At 73.6% G+C, this 25078-nt stretch carries 19 protein-coding genes; 15 read left to right on the top strand and 4 right to left on the bottom strand.

What is annotated here, in order from left to right; translation table 11 throughout:
• Positions 1 to 58 precede the first annotated feature (58 nt).
• The 5 genes from ACOWU6_RS03940 (at position 59) to ACOWU6_RS03920 (ending at position 6411) form a co-directional block, all read left to right on the top strand.
• Positions 59 to 1633, top strand: a complete 1575-nt coding sequence (locus ACOWU6_RS03940; RefSeq protein ID WP_421074790.1) for a pyridoxal phosphate-dependent decarboxylase family protein — start codon at positions 59 to 61, stop codon at positions 1631 to 1633.
• On the top strand, positions 1630 to 2979 hold the full coding sequence (locus ACOWU6_RS03935; protein ID WP_421074789.1) for a lysine N(6)-hydroxylase/L-ornithine N(5)-oxygenase family protein: 1350 nt from the start codon (positions 1630 to 1632) through the stop codon (positions 2977 to 2979). Before ACOWU6_RS03940 ends, ACOWU6_RS03935 begins: the two co-directional genes overlap by 4 nt.
• On the top strand, positions 2976 to 5339 hold the full coding sequence (locus tag ACOWU6_RS03930) for a GNAT family N-acetyltransferase (protein ID WP_421074788.1): 2364 nt from the start codon (positions 2976 to 2978) through the stop codon (positions 5337 to 5339). The genes ACOWU6_RS03935 and ACOWU6_RS03930 overlap by 4 nt, the downstream gene beginning before the upstream one ends.
• 113 nt (positions 5340 to 5452) lie before the next feature.
• Entirely contained in the window at positions 5453 to 6115 is a 663-nt protein-coding gene (locus tag ACOWU6_RS03925; protein ID WP_421074787.1) for an acyl-CoA synthetase, read from the top strand.
• The gene (locus tag ACOWU6_RS03920; RefSeq protein WP_271172605.1) at positions 6112 to 6411 is read left to right on the top strand and encodes an amino acid transporter; all 300 of its coding nucleotides are present in this window, start codon (positions 6112 to 6114) and stop codon (positions 6409 to 6411) included. The genes ACOWU6_RS03925 and ACOWU6_RS03920 overlap by 4 nt, the downstream gene beginning before the upstream one ends.
• A gap of 172 nt (positions 6412 to 6583) precedes the next feature.
• Here ACOWU6_RS03920 and ACOWU6_RS03915 read toward each other — a convergent pair whose 3' ends face one another.
• From ACOWU6_RS03915 to ACOWU6_RS03905, 3 genes are all read right to left on the bottom strand, one after another.
• Positions 6584 to 8053, bottom strand: a complete 1470-nt coding sequence (locus ACOWU6_RS03915) for a DUF5129 domain-containing protein (protein WP_421074786.1) — start codon at positions 8051 to 8053, stop codon at positions 6584 to 6586.
• Between the two features lie 73 nt (positions 8054 to 8126).
• Positions 8127 to 8879 (bottom strand): hypothetical protein, encoded by a 753-nt coding sequence (locus ACOWU6_RS03910; protein WP_421074785.1) that lies wholly within the window; start codon positions 8877 to 8879, stop codon positions 8127 to 8129.
• The gene (locus ACOWU6_RS03905) at positions 8876 to 9424 is read right to left on the bottom strand and encodes a hypothetical protein (protein ID WP_271172608.1); all 549 of its coding nucleotides are present in this window, start codon (positions 9422 to 9424) and stop codon (positions 8876 to 8878) included. The genes ACOWU6_RS03910 and ACOWU6_RS03905 overlap by 4 nt, the downstream gene beginning before the upstream one ends.
• A 135-nt stretch (positions 9425 to 9559) precedes the next feature.
• On the opposite strand from ACOWU6_RS03905, the gene ACOWU6_RS03900 reads away from it, so the two are divergent.
• The 3 genes from ACOWU6_RS03900 to ACOWU6_RS03890 are packed head-to-tail and all read left to right on the top strand — an operon-like array spanning position 9560 to position 15680.
• Entirely contained in the window at positions 9560 to 10729 is a 1170-nt protein-coding gene (locus ACOWU6_RS03900) for an Ig-like domain-containing protein (protein WP_421074784.1), read from the top strand.
• A gap of 37 nt (positions 10730 to 10766) precedes the next feature.
• Entirely contained in the window at positions 10767 to 15071 is a 4305-nt protein-coding gene (locus ACOWU6_RS03895; protein WP_421074783.1) for an FtsK/SpoIIIE domain-containing protein, read from the top strand.
• A 9-nt stretch (positions 15072 to 15080) separates the two neighbouring features.
• Positions 15081 to 15680 (top strand): hypothetical protein, encoded by a 600-nt coding sequence (locus tag ACOWU6_RS03890; RefSeq protein ID WP_421074782.1) that lies wholly within the window; start codon positions 15081 to 15083, stop codon positions 15678 to 15680.
• A gap of 211 nt (positions 15681 to 15891) precedes the next feature.
• Here the strand turns inward: ACOWU6_RS03890 and ACOWU6_RS03885 are convergent, their stop codons facing one another.
• Complete coding sequence (locus ACOWU6_RS03885; protein ID WP_421074781.1) at positions 15892 to 16872, bottom strand: hypothetical protein; 981 nt, start codon at positions 16870 to 16872, stop codon at positions 15892 to 15894.
• A gap of 437 nt (positions 16873 to 17309) precedes the next feature.
• Here ACOWU6_RS03885 and ACOWU6_RS03880 point away from each other — a divergent pair, with 437 nt between their 5' ends.
• The 7 genes from ACOWU6_RS03880 to ACOWU6_RS03850 are packed head-to-tail and all read left to right on the top strand — an operon-like array spanning position 17310 to position 25077.
• Positions 17310 to 17603, top strand: coding sequence for a WXG100 family type VII secretion target (locus ACOWU6_RS03880; RefSeq protein WP_271172613.1), 294 nt, complete (start codon positions 17310 to 17312; stop codon positions 17601 to 17603).
• Positions 17604 to 17658: 55 nt separating this feature from the next.
• Positions 17659 to 18681 carry a WXG100 family type VII secretion target gene (locus tag ACOWU6_RS03875; protein ID WP_421074780.1) on the top strand — a complete coding sequence of 341 codons (1023 nt, stop codon included), beginning with the start codon at positions 17659 to 17661 and terminating at the stop codon, positions 18679 to 18681.
• Entirely contained in the window at positions 18678 to 18986 is a 309-nt protein-coding gene (locus tag ACOWU6_RS03870; protein WP_282978450.1) for a hypothetical protein, read from the top strand. Before ACOWU6_RS03875 ends, ACOWU6_RS03870 begins: the two co-directional genes overlap by 4 nt.
• A 5-nt stretch (positions 18987 to 18991) precedes the next feature.
• Positions 18992 to 23731, top strand: coding sequence for a DNA/RNA non-specific endonuclease (locus ACOWU6_RS03865; protein WP_421074779.1), 4740 nt, complete (start codon positions 18992 to 18994; stop codon positions 23729 to 23731).
• Positions 23718 to 24170 carry a hypothetical protein gene (locus ACOWU6_RS03860; protein ID WP_421074778.1) on the top strand — a complete coding sequence of 151 codons (453 nt, stop codon included), beginning with the start codon at positions 23718 to 23720 and terminating at the stop codon, positions 24168 to 24170. Before ACOWU6_RS03865 ends, ACOWU6_RS03860 begins: the two co-directional genes overlap by 14 nt.
• Complete coding sequence (locus ACOWU6_RS03855) at positions 24167 to 24457, top strand: hypothetical protein (protein WP_282978456.1); 291 nt, start codon at positions 24167 to 24169, stop codon at positions 24455 to 24457. The genes ACOWU6_RS03860 and ACOWU6_RS03855 overlap by 4 nt, the downstream gene beginning before the upstream one ends.
• Positions 24454 to 25077 carry a hypothetical protein gene (locus ACOWU6_RS03850; RefSeq protein WP_421074777.1) on the top strand — a complete coding sequence of 208 codons (624 nt, stop codon included), beginning with the start codon at positions 24454 to 24456 and terminating at the stop codon, positions 25075 to 25077. Before ACOWU6_RS03855 ends, ACOWU6_RS03850 begins: the two co-directional genes overlap by 4 nt.
• Position 25078 lies beyond the last annotated feature (1 nt).

Below are 25078 nucleotides of genomic sequence, written 5' to 3'. Positions count from 1 at the left end.
CTACCGTGCCTTAGGTTAGCCAACCCTAAGTACAAGACAGGCATGGAGGATCACGCGAATGGCACGAGTTCTGCCGGAGACGAGCGGGAGCGCCGCGGGGGAGACAGCCGGTGCGACCGCGCTGCTGACGGATCGGACCGCGGACGAGTACGCGCGGCTCGTGCACGGCGTCGTCGACGCCGTCGCGGCGCGGTTCCGGACGACGACCGCCCCGTGCTCGGGCGCCGAGCGGCGGGAGCTCGAGGCGCTCGTCGATGCCGTCGCGCTCGACGACGACGGCATCGGCAGCGCGGCGGCCCTCCGCGAGGCCGACGAGCTCTACGCGCAGCACGCGGTCTGGTTCCACCACCCGGCCTACGCCGCGCACCTCAACTGCCCGGTCGTCCTCCCGGCCGTCGCCGCCGAGGCGATGCTCGCGGCGATCAACACCTCGGTCGACACGTACGACCAGTCGCTCGTCGCGACGCTCATGGAGCGGCGCCTCGTCGCCTGGACGGCGGAGCGGATCGGATTCGCCGACGGCGACGGGATCTTCACCTCCGGCGGCACGCAGTCGAACCTGCAGGCGCTCTTCCTCGCGCGGGAGAAGGCGCTGCGCGGGGTCGACGACCGCGGACGCGCGATGGCGCGGCTGCGCGTGCTCACGACCGCCGCGAGTCACTTCTCCGTCGCCCGGTCCGCGCACCTTCTCGGGCTCTCGGCCGACGCGGTCGTGCCGGTCGGGGTCGACGCGGACGGGCGGATGGATCCCGCGGCGCTCGCGCGGGCGCTCGCGGAGACGACCGGCGCGGGCGGGGTCGTCATGGCCGTCGTCGTCACCGCGGGCACGACCGACCGCGGCATCGTCGACCCCATCCGTCCGGCGGCCGGTCTCTGTGACGCATACGGCGTGTGGCTGCACGTCGACGCGGCATACGGCGGGGGCCTGCTCGTGTCGCCCACACGGCGCGGGCTGCTGGACGGGATCGAGCGTGCGAGCTCGGTCACGGTCGACTTCCACAAGACGTTCTTCCAGCCCGTGTCCTCGAGCGCGCTCATCGTGCGCGAGGCGACCGACCTCCTCGCCGCCGCATGGCACGCCGACTACCTGAACCCCGCCGAGGAGGCGCGGGCCGACGACGCCGACCCGAACCAGGTCGACCGCTCGCTGCAGACCACGCGGCGCTTCGACGCGCTCAAGCTGTGGACGACCCTGCGCGCGCTGGGCCCCGACCGGGTGGGGCGGATGTTCGACGACGTCTGCGCGCTGGCCCGCCGTGTGCGCGAGCGCCTCGACGCCGACCCCGAGCTGCGCCCGGTCGGCACGACCGATCTCAGCACGGTGCTGTTCCGCTACCAGCCGGATGGCGTCGACGACGCGACCGCGGACCGGCTCGTCCCGCTCGTGCGCCGCGTGCTCTTCCAGTCGGGCCGCGCCATGGTCGCCCGGACGGTCATCGACGGCGTCCCGTGTCTCAAGCTGACGCTGCTGAACCCCGACGCCACCCTGGCGGACATCGAGGCCGTGCTCGACCTCGTGCGCGCGACGGCGCACGGGCTCCTCGCGGGCGACGCGCTCGCGACGCGCGACGATCCGCCGTGCCGCGACGTCCATCCGCGCCTCCCGCGCCTCGCCGAGGAGGACGGCCGATGAGCGCGGTCCGCGATCTCGTCGGGATCGGCATCGGCCCGTTCGGACTCGGGCTCGCCGCCCTCGCGCAGCCGCTGCCCGACGTCGATGCCCTCTTCCTCGACCAGGCCGACGGCTTCCGGTGGCATCCGGGCATGATGATCGACGGCGCGACCATCCAGGTGCCGTTCCTCGCCGACCTCGTGACGATGGCCGACCCGACCTCGCCGTACTCGTTCCTCGCGTTCCTGAAGGCGACGGGGCGGCTCTACCCGTTCTACATCCGCGAGTCCTTCTATCCGCTGCGGTCGGAGTACGACGCCTACTGCCGCTGGGTCGCGGCGCAGCTGCCGACGCTGCGCTGGCGCCGCTGTGTCGTCGCCGTGGAGGAGGCCGGAGACCTGCTCCGCGTCCGCGCCGAGGTGCGCGGGCCGGATGGCGGGGTGCGCGGCATCGAGGAGCATCTCGCGCGGCACGTCGTCCTGGCCGTCGGCACGCGGCCCGTGCTGCCGCCGGCTCTCCAGGGGCTGTCCGGCGCGGGCGCAGGCCCGGTCGTCCACTCCGCCGAGTACCTCCCGAACCGCGCAGCGCTCCTCGCGAGCGGCGCGGTGACGGTCGTCGGCAGCGGGCAGTCCGCCGCCGAGGTCTACCGCGACCTGCTCGAGGCGCGCGAGGGGCGGGTGGACTGGGTCACGCGCTCGCCGCGGTTCTTCCCGATGGAGTACACCAAGCTCACGCTCGAGATGACGTCGCCCGAGTACACCGACCACTACCGCTCCCTTCCCGAGGAGCTGCGCGAGCGTCTCGGCCGCGAGCAGCGCGGGCTCTACAAGGGCATCAGCGCGGACCTCGTCGACGAGATCTACGACACCCTCTACCGGCTGTCGAGCGCGGACGGCACGGTGCCGTCGACGCTGCTCACCGACACCGAGGTCGTCGACGCGCGCCATGACGTCGAGACGGGCGAGCACGTGCTCACCCTGCGCCACGCGCAGCTCGATCGGACGCACGAGCACCGCACGAGGGCCGTGGTCGCCGCGACCGGCTACCGCGCCGAGGTCCCCGACTTCCTCGACCCGGTCGCGCATCGCGTGCGCAGGGATCGCCGCGGCCGCCTCGACGTCGCGCGGACGTACGCCGTCGACGACGCCGAGCGCATCCACGTCGTCGGCGGCGAGGAGCACACGCACGGCGTGACGGCGCCCGACCTCGGCTTCGGGCCCTGGCGGGCGTCGGTCGTGCTCGCCGCCATCACGGGCCGTGAGCCGTACCCGATCGAGCGGAGGATCGCCTTCCAGACCTTCGGCGTCCCCGGTGACGGCGCGGCGACGGATGGCGCGGCGCGCGTGCTCGAGGAGGCGGCGCGATGAGCGCGACGGCTGTCTCCGCCCGGCTCGCCGTCGAGATCGAGCCGATCGATCCCGCGCGCGATGCTGCGCGCCTGCAGCGGTGGCTCGCGCACCCGCGCTCGCGCTTCTGGGAGATGGCGGACCTCGACGTCGCGCAGGTCCGCGCGTACCTCGAGACGATCGCGGATGACGCGAGGCACGGGGGATGGCTCGGGCGCGTCGACGGGGAGGCCGCGTTCTACGTCGAGACCTACGAGCCCGATACGCTGCTCCCGCCGGACGTGTTCCGCGCCGAGCCCGGCGACATCGGCATGCATCTCCTCATCGCGCCGCCTGCGGGCGACCCGACGACGGGCTTCACGTCGGCCGTCATGCGCGGGGTGATGCGCTTCTGCCTCGGCACGCCGCAGGAGGGCGGACTCGGCCGGAGCCGGGTCGTCGTCGAGCCCGACGTGCGCAACGAGCCGATCCTCGCGAAGAACGCCGCAGCGGGCTTCCGGGTGCTCGGGGAGGTCGACCTCCTCGCGGAGGGGCGGGTCAAGCGCGCCGCGCTCAGCGTCTGCACGCGCGACGACTTCTCGGCGAGCCCGCTGGGCGCCGGCTGGGCGGGGGAGCGCTCGCCGCTGCCGCACCTCACCGCCGACCTGGCGGCGCACGCGCATCGGCACCTCGTCGTGAAGGCGCTCTCGGAGCTCTCCCACGAGCGGCTCATCGCGCCGACGCCGCTCGCGGACGGGCGGTGGGAGGTGGCCGAGGGCGACGTGCGCTACACCTTCCGCGCCCGCCTGCTCCCCCTCGAGCACTGGGCGATCGACCCCGCGAGCATGCGGCGCGAGCGCGACGGCGCCGAGCTCGAGCTCGACGTGCTCGACCTGATCCTCGAGCTCCAGCCGCGCCTGGGCATCCCCGATCAGCTCCTGTCGGTGTATCTCGAGGAGCTCTCGTCGACGCTCGCGAGCGCGGCCGGCAAGCGTCTGCGCGCTCTCGAGGGCGCGGCGCCCACCGCCGAGGGCCTGCTCGAGGCGAGCTTCCCCGAGACGGAGGCGGCGATGACGGAAGGGCATCCGGGGTTCCTCGCGAACAACGGGCGCATCGGGTTCTCCCACGCGGACTGGAGCGCGTTCGCGCCCGAGAACGGCCGCCGCACGCGCCTCGTGTGGGTCGCGGCGGCCCGCGAGCACACGCACCTGTCGCTCGGGCGCGGTCTCGACGAGGCGACGCACCTCGAGCAGGCGCTCACGGCCGACGAGCGGCGCGCCTTCGCGGAGCGCCTCGCCGACGCGGGGCACGACCCCGCGGGCTTCCATTTCCTCCCGCTCCACCCTTGGCAGGCCGAGCACCGCCTCCCGGTCACCTTCGCCGCGGACGTCGCGCGCGGTCACCTCGTCCTCCTCGGGCGGAGCGCCGACGAGTACCAGGCGCAGCAGTCCATCCGGACGTTCCTCAACCTCACGCGACCCGGCGCTCCCTATGTGAAGGTGGCCCTGGCCATCCAGAACATGGGCTTCCTGCGCGGCCTCTCGCCCGCGTACATGCGCGACACCCCCGCGATCAACGACTGGGTCGCCGACACCGTCGCGTCGGACGCGACCTTCGCGGAGGCCGGCTTCGCCGTGCTGCGCGAGCGTGCGGCGATCGGGTACACGGGCGACGTCTACCACCGCACGCCGACCCCGAGCCCCCACCGGAAGATGCTCGCGGCGCTGTGGCGGGAGAGTCCCGTGCCGCTCATCGGCCCGGGGGAGCGCCTCGTCACGATGGCCGCCCTGCTCCACCGCGATCACGAGGGCTCCGCCTACGCGACGACCCTCATCCGGGCGTCGGGTCGATCGCCCGAGGAGTGGCTGCGGGCCTACCTCCACGCGTACCTGCGGCCGCTCGTGCACGGCGTGCTCGGCCACGATCTCGCGTTCATGCCGCACGGCGAGAACCTCATCCTCGTGCTGCGCGAGCACACCGTCGCGCGCGCGTTCATGAAGGACATCGGCGAGGAGGTCGCCGTGCTCGGTCCGCGCGGCCTGCCGCCGGAGGTCGAGCGCATCCGCGCCGAGGCGCCGGGGAGCGAGAAGGCCCTCGCGATCTTCACCGACGTGTTCGACGGCGTCCTGCGGCACCTGTCGGCCATCCTCGACGTCGACGGCGTGCTGCCCGCCGCCGCGTTCTGGCGGCTCGTGGCCGAGTGCCTCGACCGCTACGAGGGCGACCACCCCGACCTCGCGCGCGGGCTCGCGGGCGACGTCGACCTGAGGGCCGGGTCCTTCGCGCACTCGTGTCTCAACCGCCTCCAGCTGCGCAACACGCTCCAGATGGTCGACCTCGCCAACCAGGCGGAGTCGCTGCTGTACGCCGGCGAGATGCCGAACCCGGTGGCGCGCGTCTGATCGTCGCGCGAGGGAGGGGAGCGCCCGAGCCCCTCCCTCGCGTGACGGGCCGTTCCCAGGGGCGGGTTCCCTAGACTGGACGTGTCCCTTCGCACGCACGAGGTCCCATCACCATGCCCGCACGTCAGCCGTTCGCCCCGAGCACGCGCCACGTCCAGCTGCTGCGCGCGCTCATCGCGGCGCTGGCGGCCCTCATGGTGACCTTCTCGCCCGATCACTCGGCCGCGGTCGGGCTCTCGGTCTTCAGCGGGTGGGCGATCGCGACCGCCGTCGTGCTGGGGCTCGGCACCTGGATGGTCACGCCCGCGGGGCAGCGCGTCCTGCCCGCCCTGCTGGCCTTCGCGCACCTCTTCGCCGGCATGGCCGCGGGCATCACGAGCCTGCGCGGCCCCGCTCTCTACTTCGTCGTCATCCCCGTGTGGGCGCTCGTCGCAGGAGCGCTCGAGACCGGCCTCGGCGTCGCCCAGCGCCGCCGAGGGGAGAGGGTCATCGCGCGCGACACCCTCACGATCGGCGTGCTGACCCTCGTCATCGGCGCGGCGACGCTGCTCGTGCCCTCGGGATACGCGCTCGACTACTTCATCGAGGACGCCGGACGCACCTTCACCCTCACCGGCGAGATCATCGCGGTCGGCCTCTTCGGGGGCTACGCGGCGATCGTCGCGGTGTTCCTCGCGATCGCCGGGTTCTCGCCCGCGTCGCCGTCCGCCGCGTCGGCGGAGACCGCAGCACCCATCAGCGGGGGCGACCCCCGCACCTCGGAGGACCGTCCGTGACCGACAAGCCCACCCGACGCGCGCTCATGCGCCCTGTCCAGCTGCTCGCGATCGCCTTCGGGTCGGCCGTGTTCGCGCTGCTCGTGGGCGCCATGTCGATGGGGGCGTTCACGCAGCAGCCCATCGAGGTCATCTCCCAGGCGTGGACGGTCGCCTCGATCATCGCGGGCATCGTCTTCATCGTCGTGCTGCTCGTCGTCGCGATGCTGCTCCTCGTGGTCGACCCGGCCGATGTGACGAAGACGATCGACCGCCCCGTGCTCCTCCCCGACGAGGACGAGCCGGAGGCGAAGTAGCGCCCCGCGCCACTGCGCCACCGCGCCACCGCCGCCCTGCGCCGCGCCACCGCCGCCCCCGCGCCCCGCGCCCCCGCCGAGCGCAGGAGAATCGCGCGGCAGCAGGACGTCGTCGCCGAATCCATCCTGCTGCGGACGGATTCTCCTGCTCTGGCGCGTGCGACCCCCGCGCTCAGAACCGGGACGAGCTGCCGGAGCCCGAGAAGCTCCCGCCGCTCGAGCCGTACCCGGTCGCGCTGCCGCCGCTCGAGAACGAGGACGACGACGCGGCGCTGCGGTCGCTCTCGACCTGCGTGACGCCGGCCGAGTAGCCGGCGCTCAAGGCCACGGGGCTCCAGTACTGCCCCGGCGTCGACACCGTGTCGAGGATCGAGCCCGTGCGGGCGCGGTTCGTCTGGCGCTCGCGCTCGAGCTCGGCCTCCATCGCCTCGCGCTCGGAGTCGGCCTGCGCGAACGCCGCGATGAGGGCGCGCGAGTGATCGGCGAGCAGGTCCGAGAGCCGCGCGCGCAGCGCCTCCAGCGCGGCGAGCGCATCGCCCGGCTTGAGGGAGCCTGCGCGCAGCCCGGCGCCGAGCCGCTCGAGCTCGGCCTCGGCCTCCGCCCGGAAGGCCGTGAGCGCGTGAGCGGTCGCGAGCTCCGCGGCCGCGGGGTCCTCCACGAGCGCCGTGATCCCCGCGAGGTCCTCGCGCACCGGATCGACCTGCGCCGCCCACGCGCGCTCCCACGTGTGCGACTTCGTGAGGAGCGCCGCGGCGTGCACGATCGCGTCGTCGACGAAGTCCATCTCGGCCGTCTCGTCGGCGAACCGGCGCGCGGCCTCCACGGCTTCGGCGCGCGAGCGCTCCTTCTTCGTGAGCGCCTCGATGCGTCGCTGCTCCTCGAGGGCGCGGTGGTAGCGGGCCGAGAAGTCGTGGAAGCGCTGGTCGAGCCGCTGCGCGTACGGCGAGTCCGACGGCAGCGTGCGCGCCGCGAGCTCGGTCGTGTCGAGGTCCATCGTCACGCGGGTGAGATGCTCGCCGCCGCGCGTGAGCGCCGTCGCGACCTTCTCACGGCGGCTCGCGCGGACGCCGAGGGCGATGAGCCACGCGCCCACAGCCGCGCCCCCGCCCACCCAGCCTGTGACGATGACGGCGGGCGAGGCGTACCACGGGCGCTCGATGATCCCTGCGGCGGCCTCGACGCCGTCGATCACCCCGCCCGTCCAGTCGCCCGCGCGGAACGCGTCCTTCGTCGCGTCCTGGATGGCCGCCTGGTCGTCGAGCGACACGGCGCGGTCCTCGCCGAAGTACGTCCCGACCTGTCGGCCCTCGGGGTCGAGGGCGAGGAGGAACAGCCCGTCGGCCCACTTCTGGCCGTTGTCGGTGATCCACTCGGGATGGCTCTCGCGCGCGTACGCGAGGACGCGCTCGTTCATCTCATCGGAGGCCTCGCCCTCGTAGGTGTAGATCGCGACGGTGGTGGGCGCGTAGAAGTCGATCTCGTCGAGCGCGTCCTCGAGCTGCGGCAGGTAGAGGCGGCCGGCGGTGTCCTCGACGACGAGGTCGCCGTCGTCGAGGGAAACGGCCTGCGCGGCGGTCGCGCCGCCGAGCGCGGTCAGGGCGAGGATGGCGGTCGCGACCGCCGCGCGCATCCATCGGGACATGGGACCTCCCCGGTCGTCGTCGTGACCACCCTAGGCGCGCGCCCGGCCGCGCGGATCCGCCGCACGACGGAGGTCAGCACCCCTGCGCGAGATCCTCCGGGGCCGTCACCGCGACGTCCTCGCCCCATCCCGCGAACGAGAAGCGGCCGTCGCCGGAGCCATCTCCCGCGAGGAACTCGAGAGGGAGCGGCGCACCCACGGCCGCGACGGTCAGGTGCCCGGTCGGGCTCTCGCTGCCGCCCATCACGAGCTCCGCCGTCTCGGCGTCGGCCGCGGGCGGCATGACGGCGACCTCCTCGGCGCTGCGCAGGAGCTGCTCGACGAGCAGCGACGGATCCAGCAGCGGCTGCCAGTCGTCGAGCGCGCTCGCGGAGGCGAGGCACACGAAGCCGTCCCGCGCCGCCGCGAGCCCGCTTCGCTGCGCGAACGCGTCGTTGCCGCGGACGTACGCGGCGCCCTCGGCGACGACGACGTCGAGCGCGAGGTCGCCGGCCGCGAGACTCGCCTCGTACGACTCGGGGTCGCCCGCGAACGTCACCGACACCGTGCGCCCGGGCGAGGGCGGCGTCTCGGGATCGTCGTGCACGACGAGCTCGGTGTACGACCCCTCGTAGCGCACGTCGCCCGCGGCGCGCACCGCCTCCGCGATCTCCGCGATCGCCTGCTCTCCCGGGATGAGCCAGAGTCCGTTCCCCGGGTGCGCGGGGTCGTAGGCGCCGAGGTCCACGCCCTCGAGCGGCTCCGCCTCGACGCCCGCGGCGCCCGAGCAGCCGGCGAGCGCGAGCGCAGTCGCCGTGAGCACGAGGGCGGCGGCGCGCCGTCTCATCGCTTCGCCTGCGCCACGCACACGCTCTGCGCGCCCTCGCGGGCGAGGGCCGCCGCGTCGAGCGCGACGGGCTGGTCGGCGAAGGCCGCTGCGCGCACGACGAAGCACGTGTCGCTCTCGAACGCGCCCGTCGACTGCGGCAGCCAGACCTCGGTGCTCTCGATCACGAACTGGCTGAGGTCGGTCGCCGTGCCGTCGCCGTGCACGGCGTAGACCGAGTACGCCGCGTCGGGGCCCTCCCAGTCGAGGTGGGCGTTGCCGTCCTGCACGGTGAGCGCGATGTCCGAGACGACGACGTCGCTCGAGAGCATCGCGCTGACGACCATCCATGCGGCCATCCCGAGCATCGCGAGGATCGTGAGGATGGCCGAGACGAGGAACGCGGGGTGCCGCCACCACCGCTTGGGGCGCTGCTGGCGCGCGGTCAGCTCGGGGAGCGGCCATCCGCCGCGGCCGAGAGGCGGCTTCGGGCCGTCGGCGCGCAGGCGGGTCTGCCCGGCGTCGGTTCCGATCGCGGGCGGCGGGGCTGCGGATGGCGCGTTCATGGGATCCCGTCGATTCTCGCGCACGACCGGATGGGCGGAGGTGGGGAGTACTGCCCCCAACGACACCGGGCAGCCCGACCTAGCATGGGAAGCCGCCGCGTCCGCGCGCGGCGAGGCGACGGAGAGGAGCGACGCATGCGCCGCAGCCTCGCCGTCCTCGCGCTCGCCGCGGCCTCTGCCGCGAGCCTCGTCGCGCCGGCCGCCGCATACAGCGGGCCGAACGCGATCGCCATCCCGTATCTCGATGAGAAGGCGGTGAACACGCCGGAGGGCTGGACCGTGACGGACTGCGCGCCCGTGCTGGCCGCGTCCGACCTCGTCGTCGCGTGCGCGGCGGACGGGTTCCTCCTGCGCGCGGAGGAGTACGACCCCGACTACGGCAGCGACATCGTGCCGGTGCCCATGACGAACGGGCGCACGACGACGACCATGGAGTACGTCGTGTCTCTCGAGGCGCCCGAGGCGCCGTCGGTCCCGTCGGCCGCCTACCCGCATCCGGTCGCGGCCGGCGGCACCCTGCTCCTCCCCGTGAGCGACCTCGGGGCGACGTGCCTCGTCTGCAGGGGAGGCGGTCGCCTGGAGGTCTTCTCCGTCTCGCCGTCCGATGTCGCCGAGGTCACGGCCACGGAGACGCACCTCGTGATCCGCCCGAAGGCCTCGTTCGACGGCCCGCTCGAGGTCACGGTGCGGATGGCCGACCAGTACGGCACCTGGTCGGAGCCCGCGACTATCACGGTGCCGGTGTACCGCGCCGAGCGGCCGCCCGTGGCGCAGTCCGTGCATGCGCCGCTCACGCCCGGGGAGGTCTCCGAGTTCGATCTCGCGGGGCTCGTGGCGACCGACCCCGGTGCACGTCTGTCTCTCGTCTCGTGCGGCGACGCCGTGCACGGGACGGTGGTGTGCGGCGCCGACGGCATCGCGCGCTATCTGCCCCGCGACGGCGCGCGCGCCGATCAGTTCAGCTTCCACATCGCGCAGGGCGGCGCGCAGGCGACCGGCTCCGTGACGCTCTCGCTCCCCGACGGCGACCTGCCCACGGAGGGCCTCGTGTCCGCCCAGCCGGTCGAGCCCGCGGAGCGGGTGCCGCGCGCCGAGCTCGAGGCCGCGCAGCAGGCGCAGCGCGACAAGGAGGTCGAGGCCGCGGAGGCGCGTGGCGAGGAGCCGCCGGCAGAGGACGAGGACGTCGAGCTCGTCGGCCTGCGCGTGCCCCTGCGTCTCGCGCCGGCGACGCCCGTGGAATCGGAGCGCTCCGCGGGCGTCTTCCGACCGCTCGGCGCGCTGCTCGACCGGGTGGGCGCCCGATGACCCCGAAGACCCCGAACGACCGAGAGGACGCGAGCCGATGAGCGTGCGCCTGACCCTGCAGACGACGCCCGCGCAGGCCGATTCCTGGCTGCTCGACGTCGACGAGGCGACGACGGTCGGCGAGGTCGCCGAGTCGCTCGGCGTGAGCCCGCAGCTGCTCGCGGGCGGCGCAGACCCGGCGACGTCGCTCGCCGGGGCCGGTCTGCTCTCCGGCGCGGTCATCCCCGACCGGGCTGCGCCCGAGCCCGACCCGCGCACCGTGCGCCTGGAGATCGTCGGCGGTCCGTTCGCGGGCCAGACCGTCCCCGTCGAGCGCGGGCAGGCGCTCACCGTCGGCTCGGGCGAGGGCGACGACGTGCGCGTCGTCGACCCGGCGCTCGCACCCGCCCACCTGACGATCCAGATCGCCCTCGGCGGGCCATCCGACCCCCTCCTCGCGACGATCACCCCGGCGGCCGGGGCGAAGACGCTCGTCAACGACGTCGCGATCACCGCGCCCGAGCGCATCGTGCCGGCCGACCTCGTCCAGATCGGCAGCCTCGTGCTCCGCATCGGCATGGCGCCGCACGCCGACGCCGACCTCACCGACACGATCGGGGGCCGAGGATTCAACCGCCCGTCGCGCGTCCCCGCGCGCGCGGTGCAGCCGTCCATCCAGCTCCCGGGCGACAAGCCGGACGACCCCGATCAGTCGCCTCTGCCGTGGCTGTCGGCCGTCATCCCCGTCGTGCTCGGCGTGACCATGGCCATCCTCTTCCAGCGGCCCGTCATGCTGCTCATGGCCGCGGCGAGCCCGATCATGGTGATCGGCTCGTTCCTCACGCAGCGCAAGCTCGCGCAGAAGAAGGGGCTGAAGACCGAGCAGCAGTGGATCGACGAGGTCCGCGTCGCGGGTGAGCGCATCCGCGATCTCGTCAAGCGCCAGCGCCTGGCCGCCTGGTACCGGCTGCCCGACCCCGTGGTCGTGCGCGACATCGTCCTGCGCCCGCTCTCGCGTCTATGGGAGCGGCGCAAGGCCGACGACGACGCCATGGCGCTGCGCGTGGGCGTGACCGAGATCGACCTCGACGTGCGCTTCGAGGGCGGCGGCCGCGACCGCGGCGCCGAGCAGCGCGTCGGCGTCGGGCCCGCGCCCGTGGCCGTCGACTGCCGCGCGGGCGTCGTGGGCGTGGCGGGGCCGGCCGACGCCGTGCGGTCGCTCGCGCGCTCGATGGTGCTGTCGTTCGCGGCGCTGCGCAGCCCCCGCGACGCCGAGGTCATCGTGCTGTGCGACGACGGCGCGGAGGCCGAGTGGGGGTGGACGAGCTGGCTCCCGCACGCGCACACCGCCGAGCACGTGCCCGCCCTCATCGGCAACGACGACGACACGCGCCGCGAGCGGCTGCGGGAGATCGCCGTCGCCCTCGACGTGCGCATGCGGATGGCCGGCCAGCGCGGCTACGAGGCGCCCACCGACGTGCTCGTCGTCGTCGACGGGGCGCGCCGCTTCCGCATGCTGCCCGGCATGGTGCCGCTGCTCGAGCACGGAGCGCAGCACGGCATCCACGTCCTCGCGCTCGACAGCGACCGATCGCGCCTGCCCGAGGAGGCGACGAGCGTCGTGGTCGTCGACCCGTCTGATCCGTCGATGGCGTCGCTCGAGCGGCCGGGCGGCTACTTCCCGTCGGTGCTGCTCGACGGCGTCTCGGTGCCGCAGTGCGAGCGGATGGCCAGGGCGCTGTGCTCGCTCGAGCACGTCTCGGGGGTGGGCGACGAGGCGATGCTGCCGACGAGCGTGCGGATGGTCGACCTCCTCGGGATCGACCTCGAGGATCCGTCGCCGCTCGTGCGCCGCTGGAACGCGCAGCCGCGCAACACCTACGTCGTGGTCGGCGCGAACGCCGACGGGGAGTTCGCCCTCGACATCTCGCGCGACGGCCCGCACGCCCTCGTGGCGGGAACGACCGGATCGGGCAAGTCGGAGTTCCTGCAGGCGCTCGTCGTGGGCCTCGCGATGGCCAACCGGCCGGACGCGCTCAACTTCGTGCTCATCGACTACAAGGGCGGGTCGGCGTTCGCCGACTGCGAGCGCCTGCCGCACACCGTCGGCATGGTCACGAACCTCGACGCGCGCGAGACCGAGCGCGCGCTCGCGTCGCTCGACGCCGAGCTCAAGCGCCGCGAGCAGGTGCTCCGCGAGATGGGCGCGAAGGACGTGGACGCCGCGTGGGCGAAGGATGCCGAGACGGCAGCCCGCCGCGGTCTCGCGCGCCTCATGCTCGTGATCGACGAGTTCGCCGAGCTGCGCACCGAACTGCCGGAGTTCATCGACGGCCTCGTGCGGATCGCCCGCGTCGGCCGCTCGCTCGGCGTCAACCTCGTGCTGGCGACCCAGCGGCCCTCCGGCGTCGTCACGCCCGAGATGCAGTCGAACATCAACCTGCGCGTCGCCCTGCGCGTGACCGATCGCAACGACTCGTCCGACGTGCTCGGCTCGGGCGAGGCCGCGCTCATCAGCCCGTCGACCCCCGGGCGGGGCTTCGTGCGCCTGGGGCCGTCGGCGGCGCCGATGGGCTTCCAGACGGCGCGCGTCGCGGGCATCCGCCCCGGCGCCGTGCGCGCGACGAAGGTGCTGCCGCCCAAGGCGCCGATCACGTGGGATGCGCTCGGCTTCCCCGTGAAGTACCCGCCCGCTGCCGCGCACGCCGAGAACCACGACCACGACGACACGGATCTGCGCGCGCTCGTGAACCTCATCACGGCCGCGTCGGACCAGCTCGGCATCGCGAAGAATCCGAGCCCGTGGCTCGTCCCGCTGCCGGTGACGCTTCCGGTCGAGCGGTTCGAGGGGGAGGCGCTGCGGGAGACCGAGATCGTCCTCGGCCTGGAGGACGTGCCGAAGGCGCAGGCGCAGCGCACGCTCACGTGGGACATCGCGACCGGCTCGCACCTGCTCTTCGCGGGCGGGGCCCTGTCGGGTCGCACGACGGCGCTGCGCACGGTGCTCGCGCAGGTGGTCGAGCGGGTCGACCCGGGCGACGTGCACCTCTACATCGCCGACTTCGGCAACGGCGCCCTCCTGCCGCTCGCGGACGCCCCGCACTGCGGCGCGGTCGTCACCCAGCTCGACAGCGACCGGCTGCCGCGCCTCATGCAGCGCCTCCTCGAGGACCTCCAGCGCCGCCAGACGGTGCTCTCCAGCGCGGGCGTCGGGCACATCTCCGAGCAGCGGCGGAACGCGCCGGAGGCCGCGCTGCCCTTCGCGATCGTCGCGGTCGACGGCTGGGAGCGCCTGCTCTCGTCGATGGGGCCCGACCAGCTCCTCGCCTTCCGCGAGCAGTTCATCCGACTCCTGCGAGAGGGCCCCGCCGTGGGCGTGCGCGTCGTGATGACGGGCGACCGCGGCATCTTCGGCGACAAGGTCACGAACTTCGTCGACACGCAGTACGTGCTGCCGGTGCGCGACATCGCGGACTATCGCGCGGCGGGCATCCACGCGAAGGATGTCCCGACCGATCTCCCGCAGGGACGCGTGCTCTTCGGCGCCGAGGCGGCGGAGGCGCAACTGGCCGTGCTCGGTCGCGACACAAGCGGCGAGGCCCAGACGACGGCGCTGCGGCGCGTCGTCGAGCGCGTGCGCGACGCGTTCGACGAGCGCGGGGGAGCGACCGGCCCCGAGCCGTTCCGCGTCGACCCGCTGCCGAAGTACATCGCGCTGTCGGCCGTGCGCGACCTCCCCGTGGCGGAGGGCGACGACCCCGACGGCATCGTCGTCGCGGTCGGGGGCGACCGACTCGCGCGCTGCACGCTCACGTGGCCGGGCGACGGCGGCTTCGTCGTCTCGGGCACGCGGCGCTCGGGGCGCTCGTCGACGCTCGCCGTCATCCTGCGCCAGCTCGCCGAGCGCGGCGACCACGCGGTGGTCGTCGCCCCCCGGCCCTCGCCGCTCAGCGATCTCGCGCGCGACATGGGTGTGCCGGTCATCGAGAGCGCGGCACTCACCCCGCTCGAGCTCGACGAGGTGCTCGCGCCCTTCCCCGGGGTCGTGACGTTCGTGGTCGACGACGTCGAGCAGCTCAAGAACGCCCCGCTTGACCACGCCCTCACGGGCGTGCGGCACCGTGCCGTCTTCATCGTGGCCGTCGACGCCGAGTCGACGTCGACCCTCTTCGGCGGTCCGTTCGTCGAGGCCAAGCGCTCGCGGCGCGCGATCGTGCTCCGCCCGGAGGCCGCCCTGTACGGCACCCAGGCCGCGGGCGCGGCCATCCCGAAGTTCATGCTCGGGCAGGTGCCGATCGGCGGCGGGGTGCTCTCCACGCCCCGCGGCTGGCTGCCCGTCCGCGTTCCCGACATCCGCCAGTGAGGAGCTGACATGGCATCGGCACGCTGCGCGTACTGCGCTGCGACACTCGAACCCAGCAGCATGTACTGCCTCGCCTGCGGGCAGCTCGTCCTCACCACGCGCGCCGACCGCGCCGCCGACGACGGGTGGGAGCCGACGGAGCGCTCGGCGGCGCCGGCACCCGCGGAGCCGGCCGCGGCTTCGAGGGCCGGCACCGCGCCATCCGCCCCCTCCTGGACGCCGCCCGACATCGCACCGCCCGCGACCCGTGCCGCGGCCCGGGCGCGCGAGGCCTGGGGCGAGCGGGTCCGACTCGTCTTCTCGACAGGGGAGGACGTCATCGTCTCGGGCAGCGCGGTCATCGGGCGGCGACCCGAGCAGACTGCTGCGACCCTCGGGGCACAGGCCGTGGAGGTCGCCGACACGACCCGGTCGATGTCGCGCGTGCACCTGTACCTCGAGCTCGAGCGGGGCACCCTGCGGGCCGGCGACGCCGGTTCCGGAAACGGCTCATCGCTGCGCCGCGGCGACCGGACCATCCCGCTCCCTGTGGGCGAGGACCGCGTCGAGGTGCGCCCGGGCGACGCCCTCCGCGTCGGCGACGTCGACATCGCGCTCTCGCCGGCCTGAGCCGGTGGTGGTGCCGGTGGTGGCGCGGCTGCCGGTGGTGGCGCGGCTGTTGGGGTCGGCGCCGGGGTGGCGGTGCGGCTGCCGGGGTCGCAGTTCGCGGCCGAGTTCGGCCGTTTGGGGCCGGGAAGTGCGACCGGAGTGGCGGTGCGGCTGCCGGGGTCGCACTTTGCGGCTGTATTCGGCCGTTTGAGGCCGGGAAGTGCGACCGGGATCAGGCGCGACGGCCGCCGAGCGCGTCACGCACGCGTCGGACGAGCTCGCGCGGATTCGCCAGCAGCGGTGCGGTGACCTCGACGACCGTCCATCCCGCTGCGCGCAGTGACGCGATGCGCTCCACGTCGCGAGCCCACGAGGCGCCGTGCAGCATCCCGAGGTACTCGATCGCCACGCGCTCGCGGCGGTAGAGCATGTCGACGCAGGCGAGGAATCGTCCGGAGTCGTCGAACACGTCGCCGTTGAGCTCCGGCTCCGGCAGTCCGCCGCAGACGAGCTCGAACCGGACGCGCGATTCCTTGGGCGACCAGGCGTCGGGACGGATCCATCCGACCGCCTCGCGCAACCTGACGATTCCCTGCCACCGGCCGGTCGCGAGCGCGGCCTCGAGCTGCGCGACGGTAGCGAGGGGAGGTCGTCCGGGCGTCGGCCGGCCGACGCCTTCGCGCCAGACCCGGCAGAAGAAGTCGCCGAGAGCGATGAGATCCGGCAGCGGAAGCGTTCCGAGGCCGGCCCAGGTCGTCGCCGGCGAGGTGACGAGCAGGCCGGCGTGCTCGCGGAGCGACGTCATCTTCGCCTGCGCGCGGTGCCGGATGACGCCTCGAGCGCGAGGAAGCGCCATCGGTCCGATCACCCCCACGTGGACGCCGAGGTGCGTCTCGTCCGCGACAGCTCCGTCCGGCGTGAACACCAGGGGCAGCGGCGCGCCCCAGACCGACGCTGCCGTCTCGCGGCAGAAGAAGTGGCCGGGATGCAGGCGATGCGCGTACGCCCTGGCGAGTCGGAGCCGCTGCTGCCGCTGCCGTTCGTAAGGGTCCTCGACCTCGAGCGGAGCCAGGTCGACCGTGCGGATGCCGCGAAACGGGCGCCCGAGATCGGCCGCGCGCAGGCGCTTCTCCCCGACGCCCAGCGCGCGTGCGTCGCGCACGGCGAAGGTGTCGCCGAGATCCTGCGGGAGGTTCATCCGGTGCCGGCCCATCTCCTCACCGTCGCACCAGCTCGCCGAGGCGCGTCCGCGTTCTCCACAGCCACCGCGACCCCTGGCTGGCAATCCCCGAACGTTCCGGTCGCAGTTCGCGGCCCCCATCGTCGATTTGGGGCCGCAAACTGCGACCTGGGCGGTGGTGGCGCTCTTCCCGGGGGCAGATCCCGGCGGATCCCGGCGGATCCCGGCCTATCCGGGCGGATGTCGGCGCGTCGACGACGGCGCTGTGCAGAGGGCGTCGAGGCGCGTCCGGGAGACGCCCTTCGCGTCGACGCCGGCGACATCCCCTGCCGCCGGTCCGCCGGCTGCGCTTGGGCACTCCTCCCCACAGACGGATTTCGGGCCCGCGGCTAGCGTGGAGGCGACCCCGATCATCTGGGGTCAGGGGGCACGACTTCACCGCGCAGCGCGGTCACACCACGGAGGAAGAAATGGCAGAGATCAAGGTCACATCCGAGTCGCTCGCCAGCGTCGCGGGACAGCTCTCGAGCGGATCGCAGTCGATCGAGTCGCAGCTGTCGAACCTCAAGTCCCTCGTCGAGGGCCTCATCGCGGGCGACTGGAACGGCCAGGCGTCGCAGAGCTTCAACGAGCTCTACTCGCAGTGGGACCAGGCGGGCATCCAGCTCAAGGAGTCGCTGCAGGGGATCAGCGACCTCCTCAACCAGGCCGCGCTCTCGTACGAGGACAGCGAGTCGGCGATCGCCGCGACGTTCAACGGCTGATCCGTCGCGGTCGTCGGCGTCCGCGCCGACGACCGCGCCTGCGTAGGGGGCTTCCATGGTGCAGTTCAGGGTGCGGGCCGAGTCGCTCGCCGAGGTCGCGGGCCTTCTCGGCTCGGTGATCGCGACGTTCGACGGCAACATCTCGTCGGTCGACTCGCAGGTCCAGAACGCGCTTCAGAACTGGAAGGGCGACGATGCCGAGTCGTTCCGGCAGAACTGGTCGCGGTTCGTCGCCCTCTCCGAGCAGGTGCGCCTGTCGCTGACCGGGCTGCAGAACGGCCTCATCTCCGCCGGCGTGAGCTACGACACGACCGAGAGCGGGCTCCGCCAGGGGATGGCGCAGACGGTGCCGAGCGTGCAGGGCCTGCGCAAGCACGCCGTGCAGTTCGAGGAGGGCGTCGCCCGAGGCGAGGCCCGCGCCGAGGACATGGCCGAGTTCTTCGGCCGCGACTACGCGGGCGACGACGAGGTCGAGCGCTTCGGGGGAGGCGCTCTCGGTGGCTCGAAGGGCCGCTACACGGGTGGCGGCTCGGGCGACACCGACGGCGACGGCGACGACGACTCGATCGGCACGACGCCGTTCCTGTCGGACGAGTCGGTCGAGGAGCTGCACGGCGACGACAGCGAGCTCGAGGCGGGCTTCGTCGAGACCGAGGACGGCGTCGTGCAGAAGCCCGAGGACGACGTCGACGCGGGCTCGGACGGCGACGCTGCCTCGGATGGCGGTGCGCCAGCGGATGGCGGCGCGGGCGCGGGCGAGGACGCCGCCGGGCTCGACGCCGAGGGGCAGCCGGCTCCCGCCGATCTGCCGCCGGCTGCGGACTCGTCGATCCACGGCGACGCGGTCCCCGCCGAGTTCGAGCGGCTCGCGCCGGAGCAGCGCGCCGAGGCGCCATCGCTCGATGCGCCGTCCTTCGAGGCCTTCGTCGGCGAGCAGCGGGTCGAGGCCCCGTCGCTGCAGGCCGAGTCGCTCCGGGCCGAGATGGGCGCCGTGAGCTTCGAGAGCCCGTCGCTGCAGGCCGAGTCGCTGCAGGCCGACGTCGAGCTCTCGTTCGATGACACGCAGGGGGAGCGATGACCGATCAGCAGGCCGATCCCGCCGAGCTCAAGGCGCTCGAGCAGGCGATGACCGAGCTCGTGGGCTACTGCGACGCGCTCCGGAGCGGGGCGTCCGGGTTCGCGTACATGCTCCCGAACGAGTGGCAGGGGCCCGCCATGCAGGCGTTCCTCGGCGCGTTCAACTCCTGGGCGCTCGGCGCCGAGGCCATGCGCCTGAGCGCGGAGGGCCTGCAGAAGCAGGTGCACGCCGCTCAGGTCGCGTACGAGACCTCGGTCGACGCCATGGAGGACTACTGGTCGACCCTCGCGGCGGCTCTGGGATAGGCACGATGTCGAAAGAAGTGAAGATCACCGCGGCCACGATCGAGGCCGACGCCGCCACGTATCGGAACGCCGCGCAGCAGCTCGAGTCGGCCGTCTCGGTGGCGAAGGGGTCGCTGAGCGGCGTCGCGGGCATGGCCGGCGACGACAACGCCGCCGAGGACTTCGCCGGCGGCGGCGACGACGGCTACGACGCGACGGCCACAGCCGTGCTCCAGTCGGTCCAGAGCATCGCGAACGGCTACTGGATCATGGCCGCCGCGCTCGAGAACACCGCGCGGATGTACCGCGCCGCGCAGTCTCCCGGTGCGGGTCAGACTCCGACGATCGAGAAGGCGACGGCGACCGAGGTCAAGGACGAGAAGGGCATCGACGCCCCCTCGGCTCTCGGCCCGGGTCTCCCCGGCGTGCTCGGCGAGTTCCAGGAGATCATCGAGTGGGGCCTCCAGCAGGTCGGCGTCGTGATCCCCACGGGCGACGAGGACAAGCTCGCGCGCGGATCGACCGCGTGGATCACCCTCGCGACGACGGTGCGCACCTGCGGCACGACCGCCGACGGCGCGCTCTCGTGGATCGGCGGCATGAGCCTGCCGCAGCAGGCGATGGTCCAGACGTCGCACGACGGCCTCCGCGCCTCCACGACCGCGATCGCCGGCAACGCCGAGAGCCTCGCGACGCGCATCGACGACTTCGTCGAGCAGCTCAAGATCATGCGCGAGCAGCTGAAGGACTTCCTGCAGCAGATGGCGCTCGAGCTCGCCGTGGATCTCGCGATCACGGGCATCCTCGGCGCCCTCACCTTCGGGCTCGGCGCGATCGCGGGCTCCGCCAAGGCCGCCGCGACCGTCGTGCGCTGGGCCATCAAGATCAAGAACCTCATCGACAAGCTGAAGAACGCTCTCCGCGCGATGCGCGGGGCGCGCGGGGTGACGGCACGCGCCGCGCTCGCCGCGGGCCGTGAGGGCCTCCAGTCGGCGATCTCGAGCTCCGTCTCGACGGCGATCATGAACGCCGCGCACGACGAGAACGACCCGTCCTATCAGCAGCAGGATGTCGGCACCGCCTTCATCTCGGCGTTCGCGGGCGGCGCGGTCGCCTCCCCGGTCTCGCGCGGGCTCGGCGGATCGGGCGGCCCCGGCTTCCGGAGCGGGCTCCGCCAGGTCGGCGGCGAGACGGCGGGCGGTGCACTCGACGGCCTCGCGAGCGGCGCGGTGGATGCCGCGATGAACGGCACCGAGTTCAACCCGCTGAGCGCGGCGGTGGGCGGCATGATCATCGGCGGCGTCATGTCCACCGGCATGCGCGGCGGCACGAGCGCCGTGAACGCGGGCCGGAACGCCCTCGGGCTCAACAACGGGCGCACGGTGACGCCGAACCCGGCCGGCGACACGAGCGGCAACGCCTCGCCGAGCCAGAACGCGGGCACGACGACGAACCTGCCCGACAGCCCGGCCACGGGCGGAAGCGTCGGCGGCGGATCGTCGAACGGCGGCGGCGGGACGGGCCGCACCGACTACGACGGTCCGACCCCCGGCGGCGTGGGCAGCGGCGGATCGACGACCACCGGCGGCGGCGGAGCGGGCACGTCGGACTACGACGGCCCGACCCCGGGCGGCGGAGCGGATGGCGGCGGCGCGGGAGGCGACGGCGGTCACGTCGACGTGCCCACCGATGCGAGCCCCGACGCGCCGGCCGAGCTCCCGGGCGACGGCCCCTCGGCCGAGACCCCGGAGAACGGCTCTGCCCCGGAGAACGGTGCGGGCGACAGCGGCACGGATGGCACGACGCCCGACGCGACGCAGAGCACCCCGGAGACCACGTCGCCCGACGGCACGACTCCCGAGAGCGCGCCGCCGGATGGCGCGACCCCGGAGAGCGCGACGCCGGATGGCACGACTCCCGACGGCGCGACGCCGGACAGCGCGACGCCGGACAGCACGACTCCCGAGGGCGCGACGCCGGATGGCACGACTCCCGAGGGCACCACGCCGGAAGGCACGTCGCCGGACGGCGCGGCCCCGGACAGCACCACGCCGGATGGCACGACCCCGGAGAGCGCGACGCCGGACAGCACGACTCCGGACGGCACAGCCCCCGAGGCCACCTCCCCGGAGGCCACCTCCCCGGAGGCCACCTCCCCGGAGCCGGGCGCGCAGACGGATTCTCCGTCGGACGGCTCGGCGGAGTCCCCTGCGGCGGGCGATTCGGACGCATCGCCCGAGAGCTCGACAGACTCCGCCTCGAACGCAGACGCCTCGCCGCAGGAGAGCTCGACGAGCACCGAGTCGCCCGACTCGAGCACGGACGCCGCTGCGGACAGCGACCAGACGCCCGCTGCCGCGGCCGCCGGTCGTGCATCGACGCGCGAGACCGACGCGGCGCCGGCCGATGCGGATGCCGGGCAGAGCGCGGGCGACGGCGCCGGAACCGAGGCCGCGACCTCGGCCGAGTCTGACGCCGACGCGTCGTCCGACGCCGATGAGTCAAGCCACGCCGACGACTCCGGTGACACCGAGGAGTCCCGCGACGGCGAGAGCGACCAGCAGGACGCGGACCAGCAGGAGGCCGAGGAGGCTGCCGCGGCCGGAGCGGCTTCCGCCGCCGCGGCGGCGGGCGTTCTGGCCGCCCCGCGCGCGATGCCGTTCCGTGGGGCGGGAGCCGGAACCGGCAGCGTCGCCGGCGGTCATGGCGCGGGTGCCGGCAACGGCTCTTCGTCGTCCGGCGACTCGTCGTCCAGCGACCCGATGAGCTCGCCGGATCAGTTCGGGAACGGGTGGGATCGCGCGCAGAGCCCCGTCGGGTCGAACCCGATCGATCCGGCCTACGGCGCCCCGCGGGGGCCGGGCAACAGCGGGCAGCTCGATCCGCGGTACACCCACCCGGGCGCGGTCCGCCCGGACGTCCAGCACCTCGTCACCGACCCCGGTGCCCCGTACGGGCGCGACGACGCCGGCAATCCGCTCTCGCAGGCGGACTGGGAGTCGCGGTACACCGACGCGAACAACCGGCCCGTGTATCCCGGCAACGACGGCGGCGACCCGGGGTCGTATCGGCACATCACCGACCTCGACGTGTTCCACCAGAACTACGGCGGGCAGCTCGATCGCATGGGCGGTCCCCAGGGCGACTACTTCTCGCTTCCCGGCACGCCGTTCGAGGCGCGCGCCCTTCCGCCGGGCAACCTCCGCGCGGACTACACGATCCGCGATCTCGTGAGCCTCCCTCCGGGCGGGCGGATCGAGGTCTCCCGGATCGCGCCGGCCTTCGGGCAGCCGGGCGGCGGCCTGCAGGTGCGCATCCTCGACGGCAGCGGCCGGCCGATGTCGCAGGAGGCTCTCGAGCGCGGCGGCCACCTCCGCGATCCCGATGCCCCGGACGCGTCCGACGGATCGAGCACGCGGAACGGCGCCGCGACCGGACACGACGCGGACGCCTCGGATGGCGGTGCGGACGCCTCGGATGGCGGTGCGGACGCGGACGAGACGAGTGCGGCCTCCGACGACCAGTCCGCGGCCCAGGAGGGCGAGCGCGACCCGCGGTCGCCCTCGCCCGAGGACAGCCCCGAGCAGATCCGCGACAAGATCGACGAGGCGCTGGGGCAGTCGAACACGGGCTACGACCCGTACGACCTCTCGAACGGGTACGCCGAGAACTGCGGGAACGTCGCGGCGAACATGCACGACTTCCTGAGCGGCCAGCCGATCCGGGATGCCGACACCGGCACGCTCGACATCGATGAGATGGAGTCACGCACGGGGCTGCCGCAGACCCCGATGACGCCGGAGCAGATCGAGGCCACGCTGCGCGCTCAGGGACCGGGCTCCCACTGCGTCGTCGGCGTCGACCGCGGCGACGACCTCGACGGGCACTGGTTCAACGCGGTGTTCGACGGCGAGCAGGTCTGGGTCGTCGACGGCCAGGACGGCACGCGGTCGCCGTGGCCGCCGGACGAGCCCGACGCGACGAACTGGGACGCGTCGATCGACCCGTCCGACGTCGTCGACGGAGGCGACGGCGCGGATGCCGGCGCCGACGGGGACGGCTCGGGTGGGGACCGGACGGGCGGGCGGCGGATGCAGCCCGTGCACACGGGACAGGACGCCGCGGGCCGGCACACGTACACGGTCGACTGGGATCGTCCGAGGACGCCGTTCGCGAAGCAGAGGGGGCTGGAGCCGAACGCCGTCTACGAGGTGAAGGGCCGGGGGACGTTCTACACCGACGCTTCCGGCACGGTGACCCGCGTGGAGACCTCGTACAGCTCGGACGGACTGAATCCCGACCTCCACAATCCGCAGCCGAATACGACCTATGTCGTGACCACGGAGAACGGCAACAGCACCCACACGTTCGAGACGGACCATCGGGGCCGGACGATCGAAGCGCACACCGACAGCCTCGACTTCGACGACGCGCGCCGATCGGAGAGCGTGCAGAGCCGTGTCGGTCGGCAGGGCGGAGCCGACTACGACGGCGGGCACCTGTTCGGCAATCAGTTCGGCGGCGGCGGCGAGAGCGTCAACCTCGTCGCGATGCTGCGCGACGTCAACCAGAACAGCGGAGCGGACAGCTTCTACGCGCTCGAGCAGCACTGGGCCGACCTCCGCCGCGCCCACCCGCAGACGCCGATCGAGGTGCGGATCTCGCCGATCTACGATGGGAACGCCAAGACGCCGGATGTCATCCAAGTCCGCTGGACGGAGAACGGACAGGTGAAGATGAGGGAGTTCTTCAATGACGACATCTGATGACGCGGCGGTCGAACCTCCCTTCCTCGTCGAAGCGCGGCTCCGAGAGGAGATCGCGAGGACCCTCGCGAGCGCCGCACCCGACGACTGGGAGGCCATCCGCTACCGCGCCGCGGCCGTCGCCGGCGTCGCGGATGTGACGATCTCCCTCGTGCGGGACGGACGCGAGGAGCCCTTCCTCGACGCTCCGTCGGTCGCGCTGCCACGGAGGCGACTCCGCGCGGCGATGTACCGGCCGGGCGAGGGGACCTGGTTCTCGCTCGAGCTCGAGGTGTCCCGGAGCGGGTCGGTCGAAGCCCGATACGACTACGACGGCGAGCCGGCCTTCCACGTCGCCCCGGCGGCGAGTGCATGGGTGCAGGACCAGGAGCGGTTCCCGCGCGATCCGGAGAACCAGCCGGACTGGCTGAAGCGCAAGCTCGAGGAGGCGTCGTCGTGAGCGGCGCATCACCCTCTCCGGCGCAGCAGCGTCTCATCGACGTCGGTGTGGCGTACTGGCGGCGGATGGTGTCGGAGGACGCTCCGCTCGGCGTCGAGCTGCTGCCGGACGACGATGCGGTCGTCGTCTCGCACGCCGTGCGCGGCGGAGGGCGGATCTACGTCGCCGCCGATGAATCCGTCCTGTTCGCGGGGTCGGGGGCGCCCCCGCACGAGGCGATCGAGGTCTTCCGGTCGGGGCGGCGCACGCCGCCGGAGCAGTTCCGGCCGCGCGACGGCCGCCGGTGACGATGCGCACGAGCTTCTCGGCGCCTCCGCCCCACGGCCCGGACGCGCCCCTCGTCGACGAGGCCGAGCTCGACATCTGGGGCGCGCGTGCGATCCGGCATGCGTCCTGGGCGAGAGAGCTCCTCGGCCGGCTCGCGGCGCAGCGCGGGGAGCATCTCGACCGGGAGAGCCTCCGCTACGCGGTGACAGCGGGTCCGGACGAGCTCGCGGCCGTGTGGGCAGCGGGGCACGCCGTCGTGTACGTCGCGCCCGACGGCTCCGTGTGGCATGCGGACGCGGAGAGCGTGCGCCGAGAGGACTACGAGGACTTCGCACGGGGAGAGCGGACGCCGATCGAGCGGTTCGGCGCGCCGGCCGACACGGGCGACCTCGCCCGGTCGGCGATCCCGGGTCTGGCCGAGGATCTGGCCGCGCGCGCGGGACTCGACGTCCTCCCGCGCCGAGCAGGGGTGCTGCTCGCGGTGGGCGACATGGAGTTGGAATGGCTCATCGCGGAGGAGGACGGCGTGCTCGTCGCCTTTCGCGTCGAGCGGGGCTCCGCGCGAGAGCTCGCGCGATCGTCCGACGCGTCCGTCGTGGTGCGCGCTGTCGAGTCCTCGCTCGGTCTCCTGGGCGACTGAA

Source organism: Microbacterium sp. SA156 (genome assembly GCF_049065455.1).
Taxonomy (GTDB): domain Bacteria; phylum Actinomycetota; class Actinomycetes; order Actinomycetales; family Microbacteriaceae; genus Microbacterium; species Microbacterium barkeri.
The sequence above is the reverse complement of the archived record's forward strand: the minus strand, read 5'-3'. Positions and strand labels throughout refer to the sequence as shown.